Genomic DNA, 17087 nt, shown 5'->3' with positions numbered 1-17087 from the left:
AGCATGGTCGACTCCGGCTCCATCGGACTGCACGATCTGTCGTTCGCGACGACACGGTTCGTCCTGCCGCACACGGAACTGGCCCGCCACAACGGCACCGAGATCGACAAGTACCACCTCGGCATCGGCCAGCGGTCGATGAGCGTCCCCGCCGTCGACGAGGACATCGTCACCATGGCCGCCGCCGCGGCCCGGCCCCTCGTCGCCCGGCACGGCACCGACGGCCTGCGCACCCTCGTATTCGCCACCGAGACCTCCATCGACCAGGCCAAGGCGGCCGGCGTCTACGTCCACTCCCTGCTCGGGCTGCCCTCCTCCACCCGGGTCGTCGAGCTGAAGCAGGCCTGCTACAGCGCCACCGCGGCACTCCAGTTCGCCGTCGCCCTCGTCCACCGCGACCCCGGCCAGCGCGTCCTGGTGATCGCCAGCGATGTCTCGAAGTACGACCTGGACAGCCCCGGCGAGGCCACCCAGGGCGCCGCCGCGGTGGCCATGCTGGTCTCGGCCGACCCCGCACTCCTGCGCGTCGAGGCCCCCTCGGGACTGTTCACCGCCGACGTCATGGACTTCTGGCGGCCCAACTACCGCGACACCGCGCTGGTGGACGGCCAGGAGTCCATCTCCGCCTACCTCCAGGCGGTGGAGGGCGCGTGGAAGGACTACGGCGAGCAGGGCGGCCGCGGCCTCGAGGAGTTCACCGCCATCTGCTACCACCAGCCGTTCACGAAGATGGCGTACAAGGCGCACCGGCATCTGCTGCACTGCTGCGGCGAGGACACCGACGACGCGCTGATCGCCCGGGTGCTCGGGCGGACGACGGCGTACAACAGCGTCGTCGGCAACAGCTACACCGCCTCCGTCTACCTTGGGCTGGCCGCGCTGCTCGACACGGCGGAGGACCTGAGCGGTCAAGCCGTTGGGTTCCTCAGCTACGGCTCCGGCAGCGTCGCGGAGTTCTTCGCCGGCACCGTCGTACCCGGCTACCGTGCGCACCTGCGGACCAACACGCACCGCGAGGCCATCGACGCCCGCGAGCCCATCGACTACGCCGCCTACCGCGACTTGCGCGGCAGCCGCCTCCCGGCCGACGGCACCGAGCACCTGCTGCCGCGCCAGACCCAGGGCCCCTACCGCCTGGCCGGCATCTGCGACCACAAGCGCCTGTACGAACCCTGCTGACGCCCCGTCAACACCTACGCCCCTACGGCAGTCGAGCCGTAGGGGCGTAGACGTGTGTCAGGACGCGAAGCCGGGCTCCGGCAGCCCGCGGTGGTGGGCGGGGGCGGCGGCCGTCGTCATCAGACGCAGCCGGTCGGTCATGGAGGTGATCCGGCGGTGCAGCTCGGCCGGATTCAGACAGACATAGGTGTCGGCGAGGATCGCCTTGTCCTCCGCCGTGACCGAGCTGTGCCGGACCGTGCGGCGGTACGGCGTCGCCGTGTCGTACGTCTTGCGGGACCGGCCGCCCGGACCCTCCGCCGCCACCGAGTGCTGCTGCGGATAGAAGTAGTTGGTGAGCCGGGACAGCGCCGCCCAGATCTTGTTGAGCAGGATCAGCTGCCCGGTGTCCTGGTAGCGGCCGTCACCGGTGATGTTCCGCAGCATGCTCCAGTTCTTCTGGCCGACGTGATGGTTGCCGCCGCTCGTCGGGCGGGCGTGGGTGAAGGTCACCCGGCGCTGCAGACACCAGCGCAGCAGTATCTCCTCCGCCTCCGCGCCGGAGTTGCCCGAGTCCAGTCCGAGCACCGGGAACGGCAGCAGCCGGGCCATCTCGTCCAGGGCGAACGGCACCCGGTTGACCGCCCGCACCGTGCGGTTCTCCGTCCACCCGGTGGCGATGTCGGTGGCCGTCACCGTGCGCAGACAGTCGTCGCCCGGACCCCCGCCGTCGTGCGTGACCACCGTGATCTCCATGAAGCCGGGCTTGGTGTGGTCCCACTCCGCCCAGGTGAGCAGCGGGAGTTCGCCGCGCAGCAGCGATCCGGCCCGGATGTGCCGGGGCGCGGCCGACTGCTGCCGCTGCGGCGCCAGCCGGCGGTCGATCGTCGCCGCCGACATGCTCATCAGCAACTCGGCGGTCTCCTCGCCGATGTCCAGCTCCCCGTGCCGGCGCAGCACCGGCACGAGATCGGCCAGCACCGGCGCCAGCCGCTTGCCCGCCGGCCGGTCCAGCACCGTCCAGCAGAGGTTCAGCGCGGCGATGACCTCACCGTCGTACTTGGAGCGACCGCTGCGCGCCGACCGGGCCGCCTGCGGACGGGCCGCCCTCAGCAGCGCCTTGCGGGCATGGCTGCGATGCCAGCCGGTCGCCGCGCACACCTCGTCGAGGATCCGGGACTTCTCCTGCTTGCCGGCCCGGGCGTAGCGGGTGGCGACGGCGTTCGTGAGCGCCCTGCGCTCCGGGAGGGTCCTGGCCGTCGTCATTCGCGTCCCCCATCTGTTCTCGACCTCCCTTTGAGGCCTGTCACCTATCCGTCGAATGAGCGGCGGCCCGGATCGACAACGCCACGGGGGATTCCCAACCACGGGGGAATCGGACACGCAATTGCGCGAATCTGGCCGAATTCACACGCGCACTTTGCATGCGGCAACGCAGTGGTAGTGATCGGCGAAGTGGCTCTCTACGCTCGGTGCGAAAAACACAGGCAACAAACAGGGGTAGCCGTGGTAGGGGTGCAGGGATGCTGACCCGAATCGCTCGACTCGCGATCGACCGGCCCAAGGCAGTGCTCATCGGCGCGCTGGTGGTGGTGATGCTGTGCGGCGCCGTGGGCTTCTCGGTCATGGACCGGCTGAAAGCCGGCGGATACACCTCGCCGGACTCGGAGTCGGCGCGGGCCACCACCCTCGTCGACGACCACTTCCGCGGTGTCCAGCCGAACCTGATCATCGCGGTCACGTCCGAGGACGGCGTCGACGGTGCGCCGGCGCGGAGCGCCGGCCAGGAACTCGCCGACTGGCTCGACGAACGTGACGACATCGACGGCATCCGGTCCTACTGGAGCCTCGGCCCCGAAGCCGGAGCGGCGCTGCGCAGCGAGAACGGCGACACCGGACTCGTCACGGCGCACATCGACGCCAGCGAGACCGATCTGCCGAAGGTCTCGGACGAACTGCTGGACGAGGCGCCGCGACCGGAGGGCGTCACCGTCCGCGTCGGCGGCTACGGACCGCTGAACGCCGAGCTGAACAGCCAGGTCACCGAGGACGCCACGATGGGTGAGGCGGTGGCCTTCCCGATCACCCTCATCGTGCTGATGGTGGTTTTCGGCAGTCTGATCGCGGCCGGTCTGCCGCTGCTGATCGGCATGGTCTCCATCGTGACGACGCTCGCCGTGCTGCGGCTGGTGACCACGTTCGCGGATGTGTCCATCTACGCCCTCAATATGACGACCGTGCTGGGTCTCGCCCTCGGCATCGACTACAGCCTGCTCATGGTCAGCCGGTACCGCGAGGAACTCGCGGCGGGCCTCGACGCGAGAAACGCCGTGCTGCGCACCGTGCAGACAGCCGGCCGGACCGTGGTCTTCTCGGGTGTGACCGTCGCCCTGGCGCTCGCGGCGCTGATCGTCTTTCCGGTGTTCTTCCTCAAGTCGTTCGCCTACGTCGGTGTCGCCGTCGTCCTGGTCGGCGTGCTGACCGCGGTGCTCGTCCTGCCCGCGGCCCTCATCCTGCTGGGACACCGGGTCGACAAGTACGACGTACGGGTCCCGCTGCGGCGCTGGTTCCGCCTGAAGCCGGCGCGCGTCATCGCCCCCGAGGACAGTCGCTGGTACCGCATGGTCGTCGCCGTCACCCGGCGCGCCACCCCCATCGCCGTACTGACCACCGCCCTTCTGCTGCTGCTCGGGGCGCCCTTCCTGTCGTCGAAGTGGGGCTATCCCGACGACCGGGTGATCACCGCGGCCGTTTCGGAGAGCCGTCAGGTCGGTGATCTGCTGCGGGACGACTTCGCCGAGGACGCCGCCGCCGCGAGCACGATCGTGCTGCCCGACTTCGACGGCGGCACCCAGGAGCTCGCCGCGTACGCCACTGAGCTGTCCCGCGTCGAGGGCGTCTCCGATGTACTGAGCGGCGCCGGCACCTTCGTCGACGGCACCCAGGCCGGCCCGGCCACCCCCGGCATGGTCAACGAGGCGGGCGCGGTCCTGCGGATCGGCACCGCCGTGGACCCCTACGCCGACGAGGGCAAGGAGCTGCTGGACCGGCTGCGTGCCGTGGACAGCCCGGGGGACACCCTGTTCGCCGGTGCCGCGGCGGAGAACCAGGACGTGATCGACGCGCTCGCCGACCCGCTGCCGTACGCCGCCGCGCTCATCGCGCTCAGCATGTTCGTGCTGCTGTTCCTGTTCACCGGCAGCCTGGTGCTGCCCATCAAGGCGCTGGTGATGAACACCCTGTCGCTCGGTGCCGCGTTCGGCGCGATGGTGTGGGTGTATCAGGAGGGCCATCTGTCCGGTCTGCTGGACTTCACGGCGACCGGGTACCTCGTGGCGAACATCCCCGTCCTGATGTTCTGCCTCGCCTTCGGACTGTCCATGGACTACGAGGTGTTCCTGCTCTCGCGTATCCGCGAGGAGTGGCTCGCCTCCGGGCAGCGCACCACCGAGGACAACACGCACGCCGTGGCGATGGGCGTGGCCCGCACCGGTCGCGTCTTCACCGCGGCCGCGGTCCTCATGGCCATCGTGTTCACCGGCATGGGCGTGTCGAAGGTGTCCTTCATGCAGCTGTTCGGCCTGGGCCTGGCCCTGACCGTGCTGGTGGACGCCGTGATCGTACGGTGTCTGCTCGCCCCCGCGATGATGCGGCTGCTGGGCACCTACAACTGGTGGGCCCCGGCCCCCCTGGCCCGGCTGCACGCCCGCATCGGACTGACCGAGGAGGAGCCCCCGCCGCCCGGCAAGTCGGCAGGAGCCGGCCCGGTCCAGGTCGGCGGCGCTTCCGCCGCGCGGCAAGAAGAGTCCTGAGTCCGGAAGGGACGACCCGTATGACGACCGTGGCGGTCCTCGGCACCGGCGCACACGTCCCGGAGCGGGTCGTCCCCAACAACGAGGCGGGTGCCGGGGCGGGCGTCGACGGTTCCTGGATCCTGCGCAAGACCGCGATCCGTGAACGGCGCTGGGCGGCCCCGGACGAGGCCACCTCGGACCTGGCCACCGCCGCCGCCCGCGCGGCCCTGGACTCGGCCGGCATCACCGCCGACCAGCTGTCGGTGATCGTGGTGGCCACCTCCACTCCGGACCGGCCGCAACCGCCCACGGCCGCCTACGTCCAGCACCGCCTCGGCGCGCGCGACGCGGCGGCCTTCGATCTCAACGCCGTCTGCTCCGGCGCCGTCTTCGCCCTCGCCACCGCCGAGGCCGCGCTGGCCCGCTCCGGCGGCTGCGCGCTGGTCGTCGGAGCGGATGTGTACTCGCGCATCCTCGACCCGGCCGACCGCAGGACCGTCGTCCTGTTCGGCGACGGCGCCGGGGCGATGGTCCTGGGCCCGGCGCGCCGGGGCGGCGGCATACGCCACTGTGCTCTGCACACCTTCGGTGAGCTCGCGGATCTGATCCAGGTCCCCGCCGGCGGCAGCCGACGGTCCTGCGACGCCGAGGCCCTGGCCGCGGGCCTGCACTACTTCGCGATGGACGGCAGGGCAGTACGCGAGTTCGTCGCAGGCCGACTGCCGCAGCTGGTCAAGCAGTTCCTCCACGACGCCGCCGTCTCGCCCGGCGACGTCCGCCATGTCGTCCCGCACCAGGCCAACGGAGTCCTGCTGGACCAGCTCGTCGCCGAACTCGGCCTGCCGCGCGCCGAAACGCACCGGACCCTGACGCACTACGGCAACACGGGCGCCGCCTCGATACCGATCACCCTCGACACGGCCGCCCGCGCGGGCGCCTTTCGCCCCGGCGAACTGATCCTCCTGGCCGGTTTCGGCGGCGGCATGGCGGCGGGCCTGGCACTCATCGAGTGGTGACGCGCCCCCTAGGACCCGCTTTCTCCGAGGGACCGTGCCATGACCCGCGTCAGATGCCGAGTGAACACCTCCCGCGTGTCGGGAGTCAGCGTCCGCAGCACGATCAACGCCGTGATCACGACATCGCAGAGTTCCGCCTGGACGTCGTCCCAGGTGTGCGTCACGCCCTTGCGCGGGTTCTGACCGGTCGCCCCGATCACCGCCTCGGCGACCTCACCGGCCTCCTCCGACAGTTTCAGGATCCGCAGGAGCAGGCCTTCCCGGCCGTCGATCGGGCGGCTGGCCTCCAGCCAGGTCCACAGGTCGTCGATGCCGGCGAAGAGATCTGCGGCGGCGGTCTCGGCAGGGGTGGCCTGTTCAGTCATACGGCGAGCCTGCCATGCCCCTCTGACAGCGGCCCCTACGACCGGAACTCCTTCTCGAACAGGGCCACCTGCTCGCCCTCCCGCTCCTCGCGCAGCCGCTTGTTGCGCATGCCCACCACCACGGCCGTACCCGCGGCGGTCGCCGCCAGCGCCGCCGGGACCATCCAGCCGCGGTCGAAGACATGGCCGAGGGCGTGGTCCAGGGAGAGCCGCCCGGGGCCCATGATCGCGAGGCCCGTCGCGGCCAGGCCCAGGGTCGCCGCGTACTCGTAGCCGCCGCCCGCGTTGAAGAAGCCGTTCGGGGTGTGCACCGCGGCCGCGCCCGCCATCGCGCCGCTGGCCGCGGCGCCCGCCGCCGGGGTCGCGAGCCCCAGCGCCAGCAGCGTGCCGCCGCCCGCCTCGGCAAGCCCGGCCATCGTCGCGTTGGTCCGGCCGGGCCGGTATCCGACGGACTCCATGAACTTGCCGGTGCCCTCGATACCTCCCCCGCCGAACCAGCCGAACAGCTTCTGCGCGCCGTGCGCGGCGAGCACCCCGCCGGCACCCAGCCGGAGCAGAAGCAGACCCAGATCACGTCGGTCGTAAGAGCTCACGATGTCTCCCGGAACAGACAGCAGGAACAGTCCCCTCCCGCGTGTCCACCGTCGCACCCCTCACACCCCGCGGGCCTGCCCGGACCGCCGTTCGGGTGGCGGGGCGCCGGGAGCGGTGTGAGTCTGCCGTCATGACGATCCAACCGAAGAACCTCAGCGACCCGGTCGTCCGGGACTTCGTGACCGCCGTCAACCAGCACGACCGGGACGCCTTCATGGCCCTGCTCGCCCCGGACGCGACCATGGCGGACGACGGCGCGGACCGGGACCTGGACGACTGGATCGACCGGGAGATCTTCCAGTCCCACGGGCACATGGAGGTCGACCGCGAGTCCGACGGCGGCCACGCCCTCATCGCCCGCTACCGCAACGACACCTGGGGCGAGATGCGCACCCGCTGGCGCTTCGAGGTCGACGACAGCGGCAGGATCAGCCGCTTCGAGACCGGCCAGGCGTAGACCTTCGTACGACCCCTTGCCCTGAAGTGCGCTCCAACTCCTAGTGTCTGCGGTCATGGAGACGAACTTCAGGACTCTGGGCCGTAGCGGCATCGACGTCAGCGCCCTCGGCTTCGGCTGCTGGGCGATCGGCGGGGAGTGGAGCGACCCGGACGGGCAGCCGCTCGGCTGGGGGCGGGTAGACGACGAGGAGTCCGTACGGGCCGTCCGCCGCGCCCTCGACCTCGGCGTCACCTTCTTCGACACCGCCGACACCTACGGCGCCGGGCACAGCGAGCGCGTCCTGGGCCGTGCGCTGGGCAAGCGCCGCGCCGATGTGGTCGTCGCCACCAAGTGGGGCAACGTCTTCGACGAGGAGACCCGGACCCTCACCGGCAGCGACGACTCGCCGGCGTACGCGCGCCGGGCCCTGACGGCGTCGCTGCGGCGCCTGGACACGGACTACGTCGACCTGTACCAACTGCACCTGTCCGAGGCCGACTTCGACCGCGCGGCCGAACTCCGCGACATCTGCGAGGAGTTCGTGCGCGAGGGGATCGTCCGCGCCTACGCCTGGAGCACCGACGACCCCGCCCGCGCCGCCGTCTTCGCCGAGGGCGCGCACTGTGCGGCCGTACAGCATCGGCTCAATGTGCTTCAGGACGCGCCCGAAATGCTGGCGCTGTGCGCAGAGTCGGGTCTTGCGAGCATCAACCGCAGCCCGCTCGCCATGGGGTTGCTGACCGGGAAGCGGGCCGCCGGGCAGGCCCTGGACGCCGGGGACATCCGCAGTACGCCGCCCGCCTGGCTGCCCGGGTTCTCCCCGGAGGGCGCCGACCCGGAGTGGCTGAAGCGGGTCGACGCGCTCAAGGAGATCCTCACCAGCGGCGGCCGTACGCTCGCCCAGGGCGCTCTCGCCTGGATCTGGGCGCGCAGCCCGCACACGGTGCCGATTCCGGGGTTCCGTACGGTGGCGCAGGCCGAGGAGAACGCGGGGGCGATCGCCCAAGGGCCGCTCACCGTCGACCAGTTGACCGAGGTCGACGGCATTCTGAGCGGCCCTTCGGCCCCTACGCCACGTACTGCTCCGTCAGCGTGATCCGTCCCGACCTGATGGTTGCCAGGCGCGGGGCACGGCGGGCTATCGACGAGTCGTGGGTGACCATGACGAAGGTCAGGCCGTGCTCGCGCCACAGGCCCTCCAGCAGGGCCATGATGTCGTCGCGGGTGGCCTCGTCGAGGTTGCCCGTGGGCTCGTCGGCGAGCAGCACCTTCGGCCGCTTCACCAGCGCGCGGGCGATGGCGACGCGCTGTTGCTGGCCGCCGGACATCTCCGACGGGACGTGGGTGAGGCGTTCGCCGAGGCCGACGGAGCGCAGGGCCTCGGCGGCCCGTTCACGCCGCTCGGCGGGCTTGATCCCGAGCGGGACGAGGGCGGTCTCGACGTTCTCCTGTGCGGTCAGGGTGGGGATCAGGTTGAACGCCTGGAAGATGATGCCGATCTTCTCCGCGCGCAGCCGGGTCAGCCGGGCCTCGCTGACCGACCCGAGGTCGACACCGTCCAGTTCCACGCTGCCCTCGGAGGGGCGGTCCAGGCCGCCGATCATCTGCAGCAGCGTCGACTTGCCACCGCCGGTGGGGCCCTGGATGACGAGCCGGTCGCCGTCCTCGATGGTGAGATCGACGTCGCGCAGCGCTTCCACCGTCTCCTTGCCGCGCGTGTAGCGCTTGGTGACGCCGGTGAGCTTGTACATGGGGTTCCTTAAAGGTTCTTGGGGTCAGGAGACGCTGCGCAGGGCGTCCGCCGGGCGCATTCGGGAGGCGCGCCAGCCGCCCATGGCGCCGGCGATCAGACCGCCGGCGACCGCGAGACCGACCGCGAGGGCGATGGTGGTCACCGAGACCGGCGCGGACAGGGCGATCTCCATGGTGTTCTGGGCCGCGGACTGCTGTCCGGTACCCCCACCGCCGGGACCGCCGCCCATGCCGCCACCGCCGCCGGACGAGCCGAGCTGCGCGGTCAGCTTCGGGCTGATCGCGGTGACGGTGTAGGCCGCGGCGAGGCCCAGCGCGATCCCGAGGCCGCCGCCGATCAGACCGTTGACCATCGACTCGCCGACCACCTGCCGGGTCACCCGGCGACTGGGCCAGCCGAGCGCCTTCAGCGTGCCGAACTCCCGCACCCGGCGCGACACCGCCGAGGAGGTCAGCAGCGCGGCCACCAGGAAGGCGGCGGCGAGCACCGCGATCGACAGCCACTTGCCGACGCTGGTGGCGAGGTCCGAGGCGGTCGACAGCGAACCGGACACCGTGTCCGCGAGATCGGCGGACGTCGTCACCGTCGTACCGGAAATGTTCTTCTGGATCGCCGACTTGACGGCGTCGATCTGCTGCGAGTCGGTCGCCTTGACATAGATCGTCGTGACCTTGTTCTTGGCGTCACCCAGCGTCTGCGCCTGCTTCAGCGGCAGATACACGTCGGTCGTGGACTCGCTGCTCTCCGGAGTCGCGATGCCGATGATCGTGTACTTGGTGCCGGAGATCTTGAAGGTCTCGCCGACCTTGTATGCGTTCTCCTTGGCGTACGACTTGCTGAGCACCGCCACCTTCGCGTTGCTCTGCGCTGTCGTGAACGTCTCGCCGGAGGTGATCGTCGAGCCGGCCAGCGGGCCGAGGCCCTGGTCGCCGACGTCGACGCCGGCGACGGAGTAGGAGTTGACGTCGAAGGAGGCGCCTCCGCCCTGGACCTGCGGCTGGCCGGTGCTGCCGCCACCGCCGGGACCGCCCTGCGACTGACCGCTGTCCGACTGACCGCTGTCCGACTGGGCCTGGCCCTGGGTGAAGGAGCCGTCGACCTTGGTGACGTTCAGAGTGAGGGCGCCGACCGCGTTCGCGACGCCGCTCTGCTGACCGACCTTCTCGATCAGCGAGGCGCTGAGCGCCTCACCGCCCTGGGTCATCACCCGGTCCGAGCTCTGCTCCTCGTCCTCGTCGGCCTGCGCGTCGAACTCGAACCTCGGTCCGCCCGAGGCGTTGTCGCTGGGCGCCGATCTGGCCTTGGTGACCGTCATGTCCGTGCCCAGGCCGTAGAGCGACTCGAGGACCTTGTCCTGCGCCTTCTGCATGCCCGCCGACACGGAGCTGACGGTGATGACGAGGGCGATTCCGAGCGCCAGACCCAGGGCGACAACCAGAGCCGCCTTCTTGCGCCGGCTCAGCTCGCGCTTGAGATAGATGCCAAACATCCCGTTCCTAGAGGTTCTTGGCGCCCGCAGTGGGCGCGGCCTCAAATTAGGGACGGAACGTTGCGTGGCCGTGAGTAAGGGATAGGTGCGACCTGAGAAGGGCTGTGTGCGAGCTGAGAGTTCCGAGGTGTACGGCAGCCGTCCACGACGCGGTGCGCACCCCGCGGTCCCACGCGAGGTCCACCCCCAACCCGCGCCGTGGTACGGCTGCCGCTTCCCCCCTCGGTGTGGCCGGCGGAAGCTCGGTCCTCCAACTGTGAAGCTCTTGTGGAGGAGAGTTGAGCATAAGCCGCCGACCGGCCGCAATGGAGCGGACGGTCAAATTCCGGATGTGCAAGTTATGGAGGACCCGGCCTAGCCGCGCCCCACGAACGGCATCGCCGTCGCCAGCACCGTCGCGAACTGCACATTCGCCTCCAGCGGCAGCTCAGCCATGTGCCGGACGGTCCGCGCCACGTCGGCCACGTCCATCACGGGCTCCGGTGCCACCTCCCCGTTGGCCTGGAGCGCGCCCGTCTGCATACGCGCCGTCATGTCGGTGGCCGCGTTCCCGATGTCGATCTGCCCCACCGCGATGTCGTACGGCCGTCCGTCCAGCGACAGCGACTTGGTCAGGCCCGTCAGCGCGTGCTTGGTCGCCGTGTAGGCGACGGAGTGCGGACGGGGCGTATGGGCGGAGATCGACCCGTTGTTGATGATCCGGCCGCCCTGCGGATCCTGCTCCTTCATCTGCCGGAACGCCGCCTGCGCGCACAGGAACGCCCCGTTGAGGTTGGTGTCCACCACGTGCCGCCAGGCGTCGTAGGGCAGCTCCTCCACCGGCACCCCGCCGGGCCCGAACGTCCCCGCGTTGTTGAACAGCAGGTCGACCCGCCCGAACCGGTCCACCGTGGCGGCGAACAGCGCGGCCACGTCCTCGGGCCGCGACACATCCGTCCGTACGGCGAGACAGGCGCCCTCGGGGGCCAGTGCCGCCGTCTCCTCCAGCGTCTCGGTCCGCCTGCCCGCCAGCGCCACCGACCAGCCCGCGCGCAGCAGCTCCACGGCGACCGCGCGCCCGATGCCGGAGCCCGCCCCGGTCACCACCGCGGTCCGCGCCTTGCCCGTTTGCTTCGCATTCATGGCCCCGCAGCGTACGGGAGGGTCCGCCATCCGGAACTCATCTGTCCGCCATCCGGGTGTTGTGTACGTGCCAATCGCGAGTCGTCCCCGGCCACTCCAATGCCTCGTGCATGCATTTCGTCAGGGGAGGACCGGATGACACTCGACGCCCGTCACTCACAGCACGCCCCCGAACTTCGCGCGGCGGCCCGGCACTTGGGCCGGCGCCGCTTTCTCACGGTCACCGGCGCGGCCGCCGCGCTCGCCTTCGCGGTGAACCTGCCGACGGCCGGTGTCGCCGGCGCCGCCGAGCTCGACGCCGCGCAGATCACCGACGACCCGTTCACGCTCGGCGTCGCCTCCGGTGACCCGCTGCCCGGCTCCGTACTGCTGTGGACCCGCCTCGCGCCCGCCCCCTACCAGCCCGACGGCGGACTGCCCGCCGAGCGCGTCACCGTGCACTGGGAACTGGCCCGCGACGAGAACTTCCGCCGCACCGTCAGACGCGGCACCGCCACCGCGCACCCCGAGTTCCACCACACGGTCCATGTCGAGGTCGGCCACCTGGACACGGACCGTGTCTTCTACTACCGCTTCCGCGTGGGCAGTTGGATCTCCGAGACCGGCCGCACCCGCACCGCCCCCGCCCTCGGCGCCCACACCTCCGGGCTCAAGCTCGCCGCCGTCTCCTGCCAGGCGTACCACGACGGCTACTTCACCCCGTACGGCCATCTCGCCGCCGACGACGTCGATGTCGTCTTCCACCTCGGCGACTACCTCTACGAGTACGCGGTCAACTCCGCAGGAGGCGCCCGCAATTACACCGACCGCGTCCTGCCCGCGCTCTTCAACCGCGAGACGATCACGCTGGAGGACTACCGCCTGCGGTACGCCCTCTACAAGTCCGACCCCGATCTGCGCGCCGCACACGCCGCGCACCCCTTCGTCGTCACCTGGGACGACCACGAGACCGAGAACAACTACGCCGACGACACCCCCGAGAACAGCGTCCCGCCGGAGGAGTTCCTGCTGCGCCGGGCCTCCGCCTACCGCGCCTACTGGGAGCACCAGCCGCTGCGCCGCCCCCAGCTCCCCGAGGGCCCCGACATGCAGCTGTACCGGCGCCTGACCTGGGGCAGGCTCGCACAGTTCGATGTGCTCGACACCCGGCAGTACCGCAGCAACCAGGCCCAGGGCGACGGCGCCAAGGTCCCCGGGCCCGAGGTCGACGACCCGGCGCGCACGATGACCGGTGAGACACAGGAGCGGTGGCTGCTGGACGGGTGGCGGCAGTCGCGGGCGCTGTGGAACGTCGTCCCGCAGCAGGTCGTCTTCTCGCAGCGCAAGTTCGACCTGACCGAGCCGTCCCGGGTCTCGATGGACGCCTGGGACGGCTACCGTGCCTCCCGCCGCCGGATCCTGGACGGCGCCGAGGCCGCCGGGGTGGAGAACCTGATGGTGCTCACCGGCGATGTGCACGTCGGGTACGCCTTCGACATCAAGGACGACTTCGACGACCCCAACTCGCGGGTGCGCGGCACCGAGATCGTGGCGACCTCGATCGCCAGCGGCCGGGACGGCGCCGACAAGCCCGCGAACTGGGACACGTACATGACCGCCAACCCGCATCTGAAGTTCTACAACGGCCGGCGCGGCTATGCGACCGTCGCGCTGGGCGAGGAGCAGGCGCGGGCGGACTTCAAGACGGTGCCGTACGTGACCACGCACGGAGCGCCGGTCACGACGGCCGCGTCCTTCGTGACGGATGCGGGGGAGCCGGGGCTCAGGCCCGCGTGAGCTCCGCCTCGCTCGGGTAGCGGACGCCGACGCGGTCCCGGATCGTGTCGAGCGTCCGCATCACGGCGAGGGTGCCGTCCAGCGGGACGAGCGGGGACTCGGTCTCGCCGGCCCGCAGGGCGCGCATCACCTCGGCGGCCTCGTGGCGCAGGCTGGCCCGGGGTCCGTCGGCCGGGTCGGCGGTGACCTTCTCGGGGTCGCGGCCGTCCCGGTGCAGCACGAAGTGGTCCGGAAAGAAGAAGCCGTACGGGATGTCGATCCGGCCGCGCGAGCCGGTGACCGATGCCGAGGTCGCCGTACCGCCGATGATGGAGCAGTGCACCGAAGCGAGAGCGCCGCTCTCCCAGGAAAGCAGTGCTCCAGTCTGGAGATCGACGCTCTCGTCGGAGAGCACTGCTCTCGCGACGATGTCCGAGGGCTCCCCGAGCAGCAGCTGAGCGAACGACACCGGATACACGCCGAGATCGAGCAGCGCGCCCCCGCCCTGCGCCGGGTCGCGCAGCCGGTGCGAGGGCGGGAACGGCCCGGCGAGCCCGAAGTCGGCCTGCACATGCCGCACTTCACCGATCGCACCGTCGTCGATGAGCGTCTTGAGCCTGCGGATCAGCGGGTTGCAGTACATCCACATCGCTTCCATCAGGAAGCTCCCGCGGCCATTCGCCAGCGCGACCAGCTCCTCCGCCTCGCGCGCGTTCAGCGTGAACGCCTTCTCGCACAGCACGTTCCGCCCGGCCTCCAGACACAGACCTGCGGCCGCCCGGTGCGCCGAGTGCGGGGTGGCGACGTAGACGACATCGATGTCCTCGTCCGCCGCGAGCGCCGCCCAGTCGCCGTACGCCCGCTCGATCCCGAAGCGCTCCGCGAACGCGTCCGCCGACTCCTGCGAGCGCGAGGCCACCGCCACGACCTCGGCGTCCGGCATGTCCACCAGATCGGCCGTGAACGTGGCCGCGATCCCCCCGGTCGCCAGGATCCCCCAGCGCACGCCCTGCTCCGTCATCCCCGAACCCCACCCTCGCGTTTGTGACCCTCGGCACTGTGTTCGAGCTGAGAGCATAGGGGCCGGATCGCGAGGAGAGGGAGGGCACATGCCCGAGAGCGGGGCGTCCAGGGCATCCATACCGAACGAAGCGCAGGCGGCCGTACCGAAGACGGAACCGGCCGCCCGCGCCATGCGGCGCACCGGACTGCTGGTCACCTTCGTCCTCGGCGGCCTGACCGCCACGCCCCCGCTGGCGATGGACATGTACCTCCCCGCCCTCCCGCAGGTCACCGAGGCCCTGCACGCCCCCGCCGCCACCGTCCAGCTCACCCTCACCGCCTGCCTGGCCGGCATGGCGCTCGGACAGCTGGTGGTCGGCCCGATGAGCGACAGGTGGGGCCGCCGGCGCCCGCTGCTCATCGGCCTCGCGGTCTATGTCCTCGCCACCGCCCTGTGTGCCCTCGCCCCCACGGTCGAGCTCCTGGTCGCCTTCCGGCTGGCGCAGGGTCTCGCGGGCGCCGCCGGGATCGTGATCGCGCGGGCGGTCGTACGCGACCTCTACGACGGCGTGGCGATGGCCCGCTTCTTCTCCACGCTCATGCTGATCTCCGGGGTCGCGCCGATCATCGCGCCGCTGATCGGCGGGCAGATCCTGCGGGTGACGGACTGGCGGGGCGTGTTCGTCGTACTGACGGTGGTCGGGGCGCTGCTCGCGGGGCTCGTGTGGGCGCGGCTCCCGGAGACGCTGGCGCCGGCCGACCGTCATGAGGGAGGCGTGGGCGAGGCCCTCCGCTCGATGCGGGGACTGCTGGCGGACCGGGGCTTCGCGGGCTACGTGCTGACGGGCGGTTTCTCCTTCGCGGCGCTGTTCGCGTACATCTCGGCGTCGCCGTTCGTGATCCAGGAGATCTACGGTGCCTCCCCGCAGACCTTCAGCCTGCTCTTCGGCCTGAACTCGATCGGGTTGGTCGTGGTCGGCCAGATCAACGGCAAGGTGCTGGTGGGCCGGGTGAGCCTGGACGCGGTGCTGGCGGTCGGGCTCGGTGTGGTGGTGCTGGCGGCGAGCGCGCTGCTGTTGATGTCGACGGGGGTGTTCGGGGAGGTGGGCCTGGCGCCGATGGCCGCGGCGCTGTTCGTGCTGATGTCGGCCATGGGTGTGACGCTGCCCAACACCCAGACCCTCGCGCTGCTGCGGACCAAGCAGTCGGCGGGTTCGGCGTCCGCGCTGCTCGGTACGTCGTCGTTCTTGATCGGCGCGGTGGTCTCCCCGCTGGTGGGTGTCGCCGGGGAGGACACCGCCGTCCCGATGGCCGTCGTCCAACTGGCCGCCTCACTGGTGGCGTTGGCCTGCTTCATGGGAATGTGCCGTCCCTGGAACAGGCGTGCGAGCGTGGAGGGAGCGGGGAGCTGAGCGCACCGAGACTGCGCGGCGACACACCGGAGCGGGCGGGCCTCGACCCCGAGGAGCTCGCTCGTCTGGTCGGCGAGGTCCAGGACCTCACCACGGGCGAGCGGCCCTGGGCGGCGGGCGCGGTGGTGATCGCCGGACGTGGCCCCTGTGTGGCCGTGGAGGAGGCGGCGGGCTGGGCGGTCCGTTATGCCTCGTACAACCCGGAGACGGACAGGGGAGTGGAGCTCCCGCCGGCGGCGCGCGTCCCGATGACCGTCTCGACGGCCTTCGATCTCGCCTCGCTCACGAAGCTGTTCACTGCCGTGGCCGCGGTGCAGCAGATCGAGCGGGGGACGTTGGGCATCGACGCGGAGGTGGGGGCGTATCTGCCGGACTTCCGTGGGGCGGCGCGGTACGGGGTGACGGTACGGCAGCTGCTGACGCACACCTCCGGGCTGCGGCCCGAGCTTCCGCTGTACGACTGCGCGGACGACGTGGCGAGGTTGGCGCGGTTGCGGGCGGAGGTGCCGGTGGGGGTGCCGGGGACGTACTGCTACTCGGATCTGAACCCGCTGCTGCTGCAACACGTGCTGGAGCGGATCACCGGGCGTGGCCTCGACGTCCTGATCCACGACGGCATCACGCGCCCGCTCGGCATGACGGCGACGCGGTTCGGCCCCTACCCCGGTGCGGCGGCGACGGAGGATCAGCGGCGGCCGTGGGCGAAGGCGGAGCGGGGGATGTTGCGGGGGGTGGTGCATGACGAGAACGCGTGGGCGCTCGGTGGGGTGGCGGGGCATGCGGGGCTGTTCTCTACGGCGCGGGACCTGGCGGTGTTCTGCCGGGCGTTGTTGGCGGGGGGCTCGTACGGTCCGGCGCGCATCCTGGGCCCGGATTTCGTGGAGCTGCTGCTGACGCCGCCGGGTCTTGGCTTCGCTCTGGACCAGGAGTGGTTCATGGGGGAGTTGGCGGGGCGGGGGGCGGCGGGGCACACCGGGTTCACGGGGACGATGCTGGTGCTGGACCGGGCGACGGACACGTTTCTGGTGCTGCTGGCGAACACGGTGCATCCGCGGAGGCGGGGGGCGGACAGCCGGCCTCGGGCAGCGGCGGGGTCGCGGGTGGCTCGGGCGGTACGGGAGCGGTGACGGGGGGTCGGCGCTGAAGGGGCCTCGTCTTCAAACGCCGACGGGCCAAATCCAGCCCCTC

General features: G+C 71.0%; 15 protein-coding genes. 8 read left to right on the top strand and 7 right to left on the bottom strand.

Features of this window, described 5'->3' with window-relative positions:
- The first annotated feature begins 3 nt into the window (after nucleotides 1-3).
- Complete coding sequence (locus tag OHT76_RS12825) at nucleotides 4-1179, top strand: hydroxymethylglutaryl-CoA synthase (RefSeq protein ID WP_328870926.1); 1176 nt, start codon at nucleotides 4-6, stop codon at nucleotides 1177-1179.
- A gap of 57 nt (nucleotides 1180-1236) precedes the next feature.
- Here OHT76_RS12825 and OHT76_RS12820 read toward each other — a convergent pair whose 3' ends face one another.
- A complete protein-coding gene (locus OHT76_RS12820; protein WP_328870925.1) occupies nucleotides 1237-2424 on the bottom strand; it encodes a hypothetical protein in 1188 nt (395 codons plus the stop codon).
- A 257-nt stretch (nucleotides 2425-2681) separates the two neighbouring features.
- On the opposite strand from OHT76_RS12820, the gene OHT76_RS12815 reads away from it, so the two are divergent.
- Both OHT76_RS12815 and OHT76_RS12810 read left to right on the top strand, forming a co-directional pair.
- Nucleotides 2682-4970: an MMPL family transporter gene (locus tag OHT76_RS12815; RefSeq protein ID WP_328870924.1), complete on the top strand. Its 2289-nt coding sequence runs from the start codon at nucleotides 2682-2684 to the stop codon at nucleotides 4968-4970.
- Between the two features lie 20 nt (nucleotides 4971-4990).
- Nucleotides 4991-5968: a 3-oxoacyl-ACP synthase III family protein gene (locus OHT76_RS12810; RefSeq protein WP_328870923.1), complete on the top strand. Its 978-nt coding sequence runs from the start codon at nucleotides 4991-4993 to the stop codon at nucleotides 5966-5968.
- An 8-nt stretch (nucleotides 5969-5976) separates the two neighbouring features.
- Here the strand turns inward: OHT76_RS12810 and OHT76_RS12805 are convergent, their stop codons facing one another.
- Entirely contained in the window at nucleotides 5977-6333 is a 357-nt protein-coding gene (locus tag OHT76_RS12805; RefSeq protein WP_328870922.1) for a MazG-like family protein, read from the bottom strand.
- A gap of 35 nt (nucleotides 6334-6368) precedes the next feature.
- Complete coding sequence (locus OHT76_RS12800) at nucleotides 6369-6926, bottom strand: DoxX family protein (RefSeq protein ID WP_328870921.1); 558 nt, start codon at nucleotides 6924-6926, stop codon at nucleotides 6369-6371.
- Nucleotides 6927-7057: 131 nt separating this feature from the next.
- Here OHT76_RS12800 and OHT76_RS12795 point away from each other — a divergent pair, with 131 nt between their 5' ends.
- Both OHT76_RS12795 and OHT76_RS12790 read left to right on the top strand, forming a co-directional pair.
- Entirely contained in the window at nucleotides 7058-7384 is a 327-nt protein-coding gene (locus OHT76_RS12795) for a nuclear transport factor 2 family protein (RefSeq protein WP_328870920.1), read from the top strand.
- 55 nt (nucleotides 7385-7439) lie between these two features.
- Nucleotides 7440-8462, top strand: coding sequence for an aldo/keto reductase (locus OHT76_RS12790; protein ID WP_328870919.1), 1023 nt, complete (start codon nucleotides 7440-7442; stop codon nucleotides 8460-8462).
- Here OHT76_RS12790 and OHT76_RS12785 read toward each other — a convergent pair.
- The 3 genes from OHT76_RS12785 to OHT76_RS12775 all read right to left on the bottom strand — a co-directional run bounded on the left by OHT76_RS12785 (nucleotide 8434) and on the right by OHT76_RS12775 (nucleotide 11730).
- Nucleotides 8434-9117 carry an ABC transporter ATP-binding protein gene (locus tag OHT76_RS12785; RefSeq protein WP_328870918.1) on the bottom strand — a complete coding sequence of 228 codons (684 nt, stop codon included), beginning with the start codon at nucleotides 9115-9117 and terminating at the stop codon, nucleotides 8434-8436. The genes OHT76_RS12790 and OHT76_RS12785 overlap by 29 nt on opposite strands.
- Before the next feature lie 24 nt (nucleotides 9118-9141).
- Entirely contained in the window at nucleotides 9142-10608 is a 1467-nt protein-coding gene (locus OHT76_RS12780; RefSeq protein WP_328870917.1) for an ABC transporter permease, read from the bottom strand.
- Between the two features lie 354 nt (nucleotides 10609-10962).
- Nucleotides 10963-11730 carry an SDR family oxidoreductase gene (locus OHT76_RS12775; RefSeq protein WP_328870916.1) on the bottom strand — a complete coding sequence of 256 codons (768 nt, stop codon included), beginning with the start codon at nucleotides 11728-11730 and terminating at the stop codon, nucleotides 10963-10965.
- 135 nt (nucleotides 11731-11865) lie between these two features.
- On the opposite strand from OHT76_RS12775, the gene OHT76_RS12770 reads away from it, so the two are divergent.
- The gene (locus OHT76_RS12770; RefSeq protein WP_328870915.1) at nucleotides 11866-13506 is read left to right on the top strand and encodes an alkaline phosphatase D family protein; all 1641 of its coding nucleotides are present in this window, start codon (nucleotides 11866-11868) and stop codon (nucleotides 13504-13506) included.
- On the opposite strand, the gene OHT76_RS12765 is transcribed toward OHT76_RS12770, so the two are convergent.
- Complete coding sequence (locus OHT76_RS12765; RefSeq protein WP_328870914.1) at nucleotides 13493-14506, bottom strand: Gfo/Idh/MocA family protein; 1014 nt, start codon at nucleotides 14504-14506, stop codon at nucleotides 13493-13495. The genes OHT76_RS12770 and OHT76_RS12765 overlap by 14 nt on opposite strands.
- An 88-nt stretch (nucleotides 14507-14594) precedes the next feature.
- On the opposite strand from OHT76_RS12765, the gene OHT76_RS12760 reads away from it, so the two are divergent.
- Together OHT76_RS12760 and OHT76_RS12755 are read left to right on the top strand one after the other, a co-directional pair.
- A complete protein-coding gene (locus tag OHT76_RS12760) occupies nucleotides 14595-15899 on the top strand; it encodes a multidrug effflux MFS transporter (protein WP_328870913.1) in 1305 nt (434 codons plus the stop codon).
- Complete coding sequence (locus OHT76_RS12755; RefSeq protein ID WP_328870912.1) at nucleotides 15851-17026, top strand: serine hydrolase domain-containing protein; 1176 nt, start codon at nucleotides 15851-15853, stop codon at nucleotides 17024-17026. Before OHT76_RS12760 ends, OHT76_RS12755 begins: the two co-directional genes overlap by 49 nt.
- The last annotated feature ends 61 nt before the right edge of the window (nucleotides 17027-17087 follow it).

The organism is Streptomyces sp. NBC_00287 (assembly GCF_036173105.1).
Lineage (GTDB): Bacteria > Actinomycetota > Actinomycetes > Streptomycetales > Streptomycetaceae > Streptomyces.
Note: the sequence above shows the minus strand (reverse complement) of the source record. Positions and strands in the feature narration are given on the sequence as shown.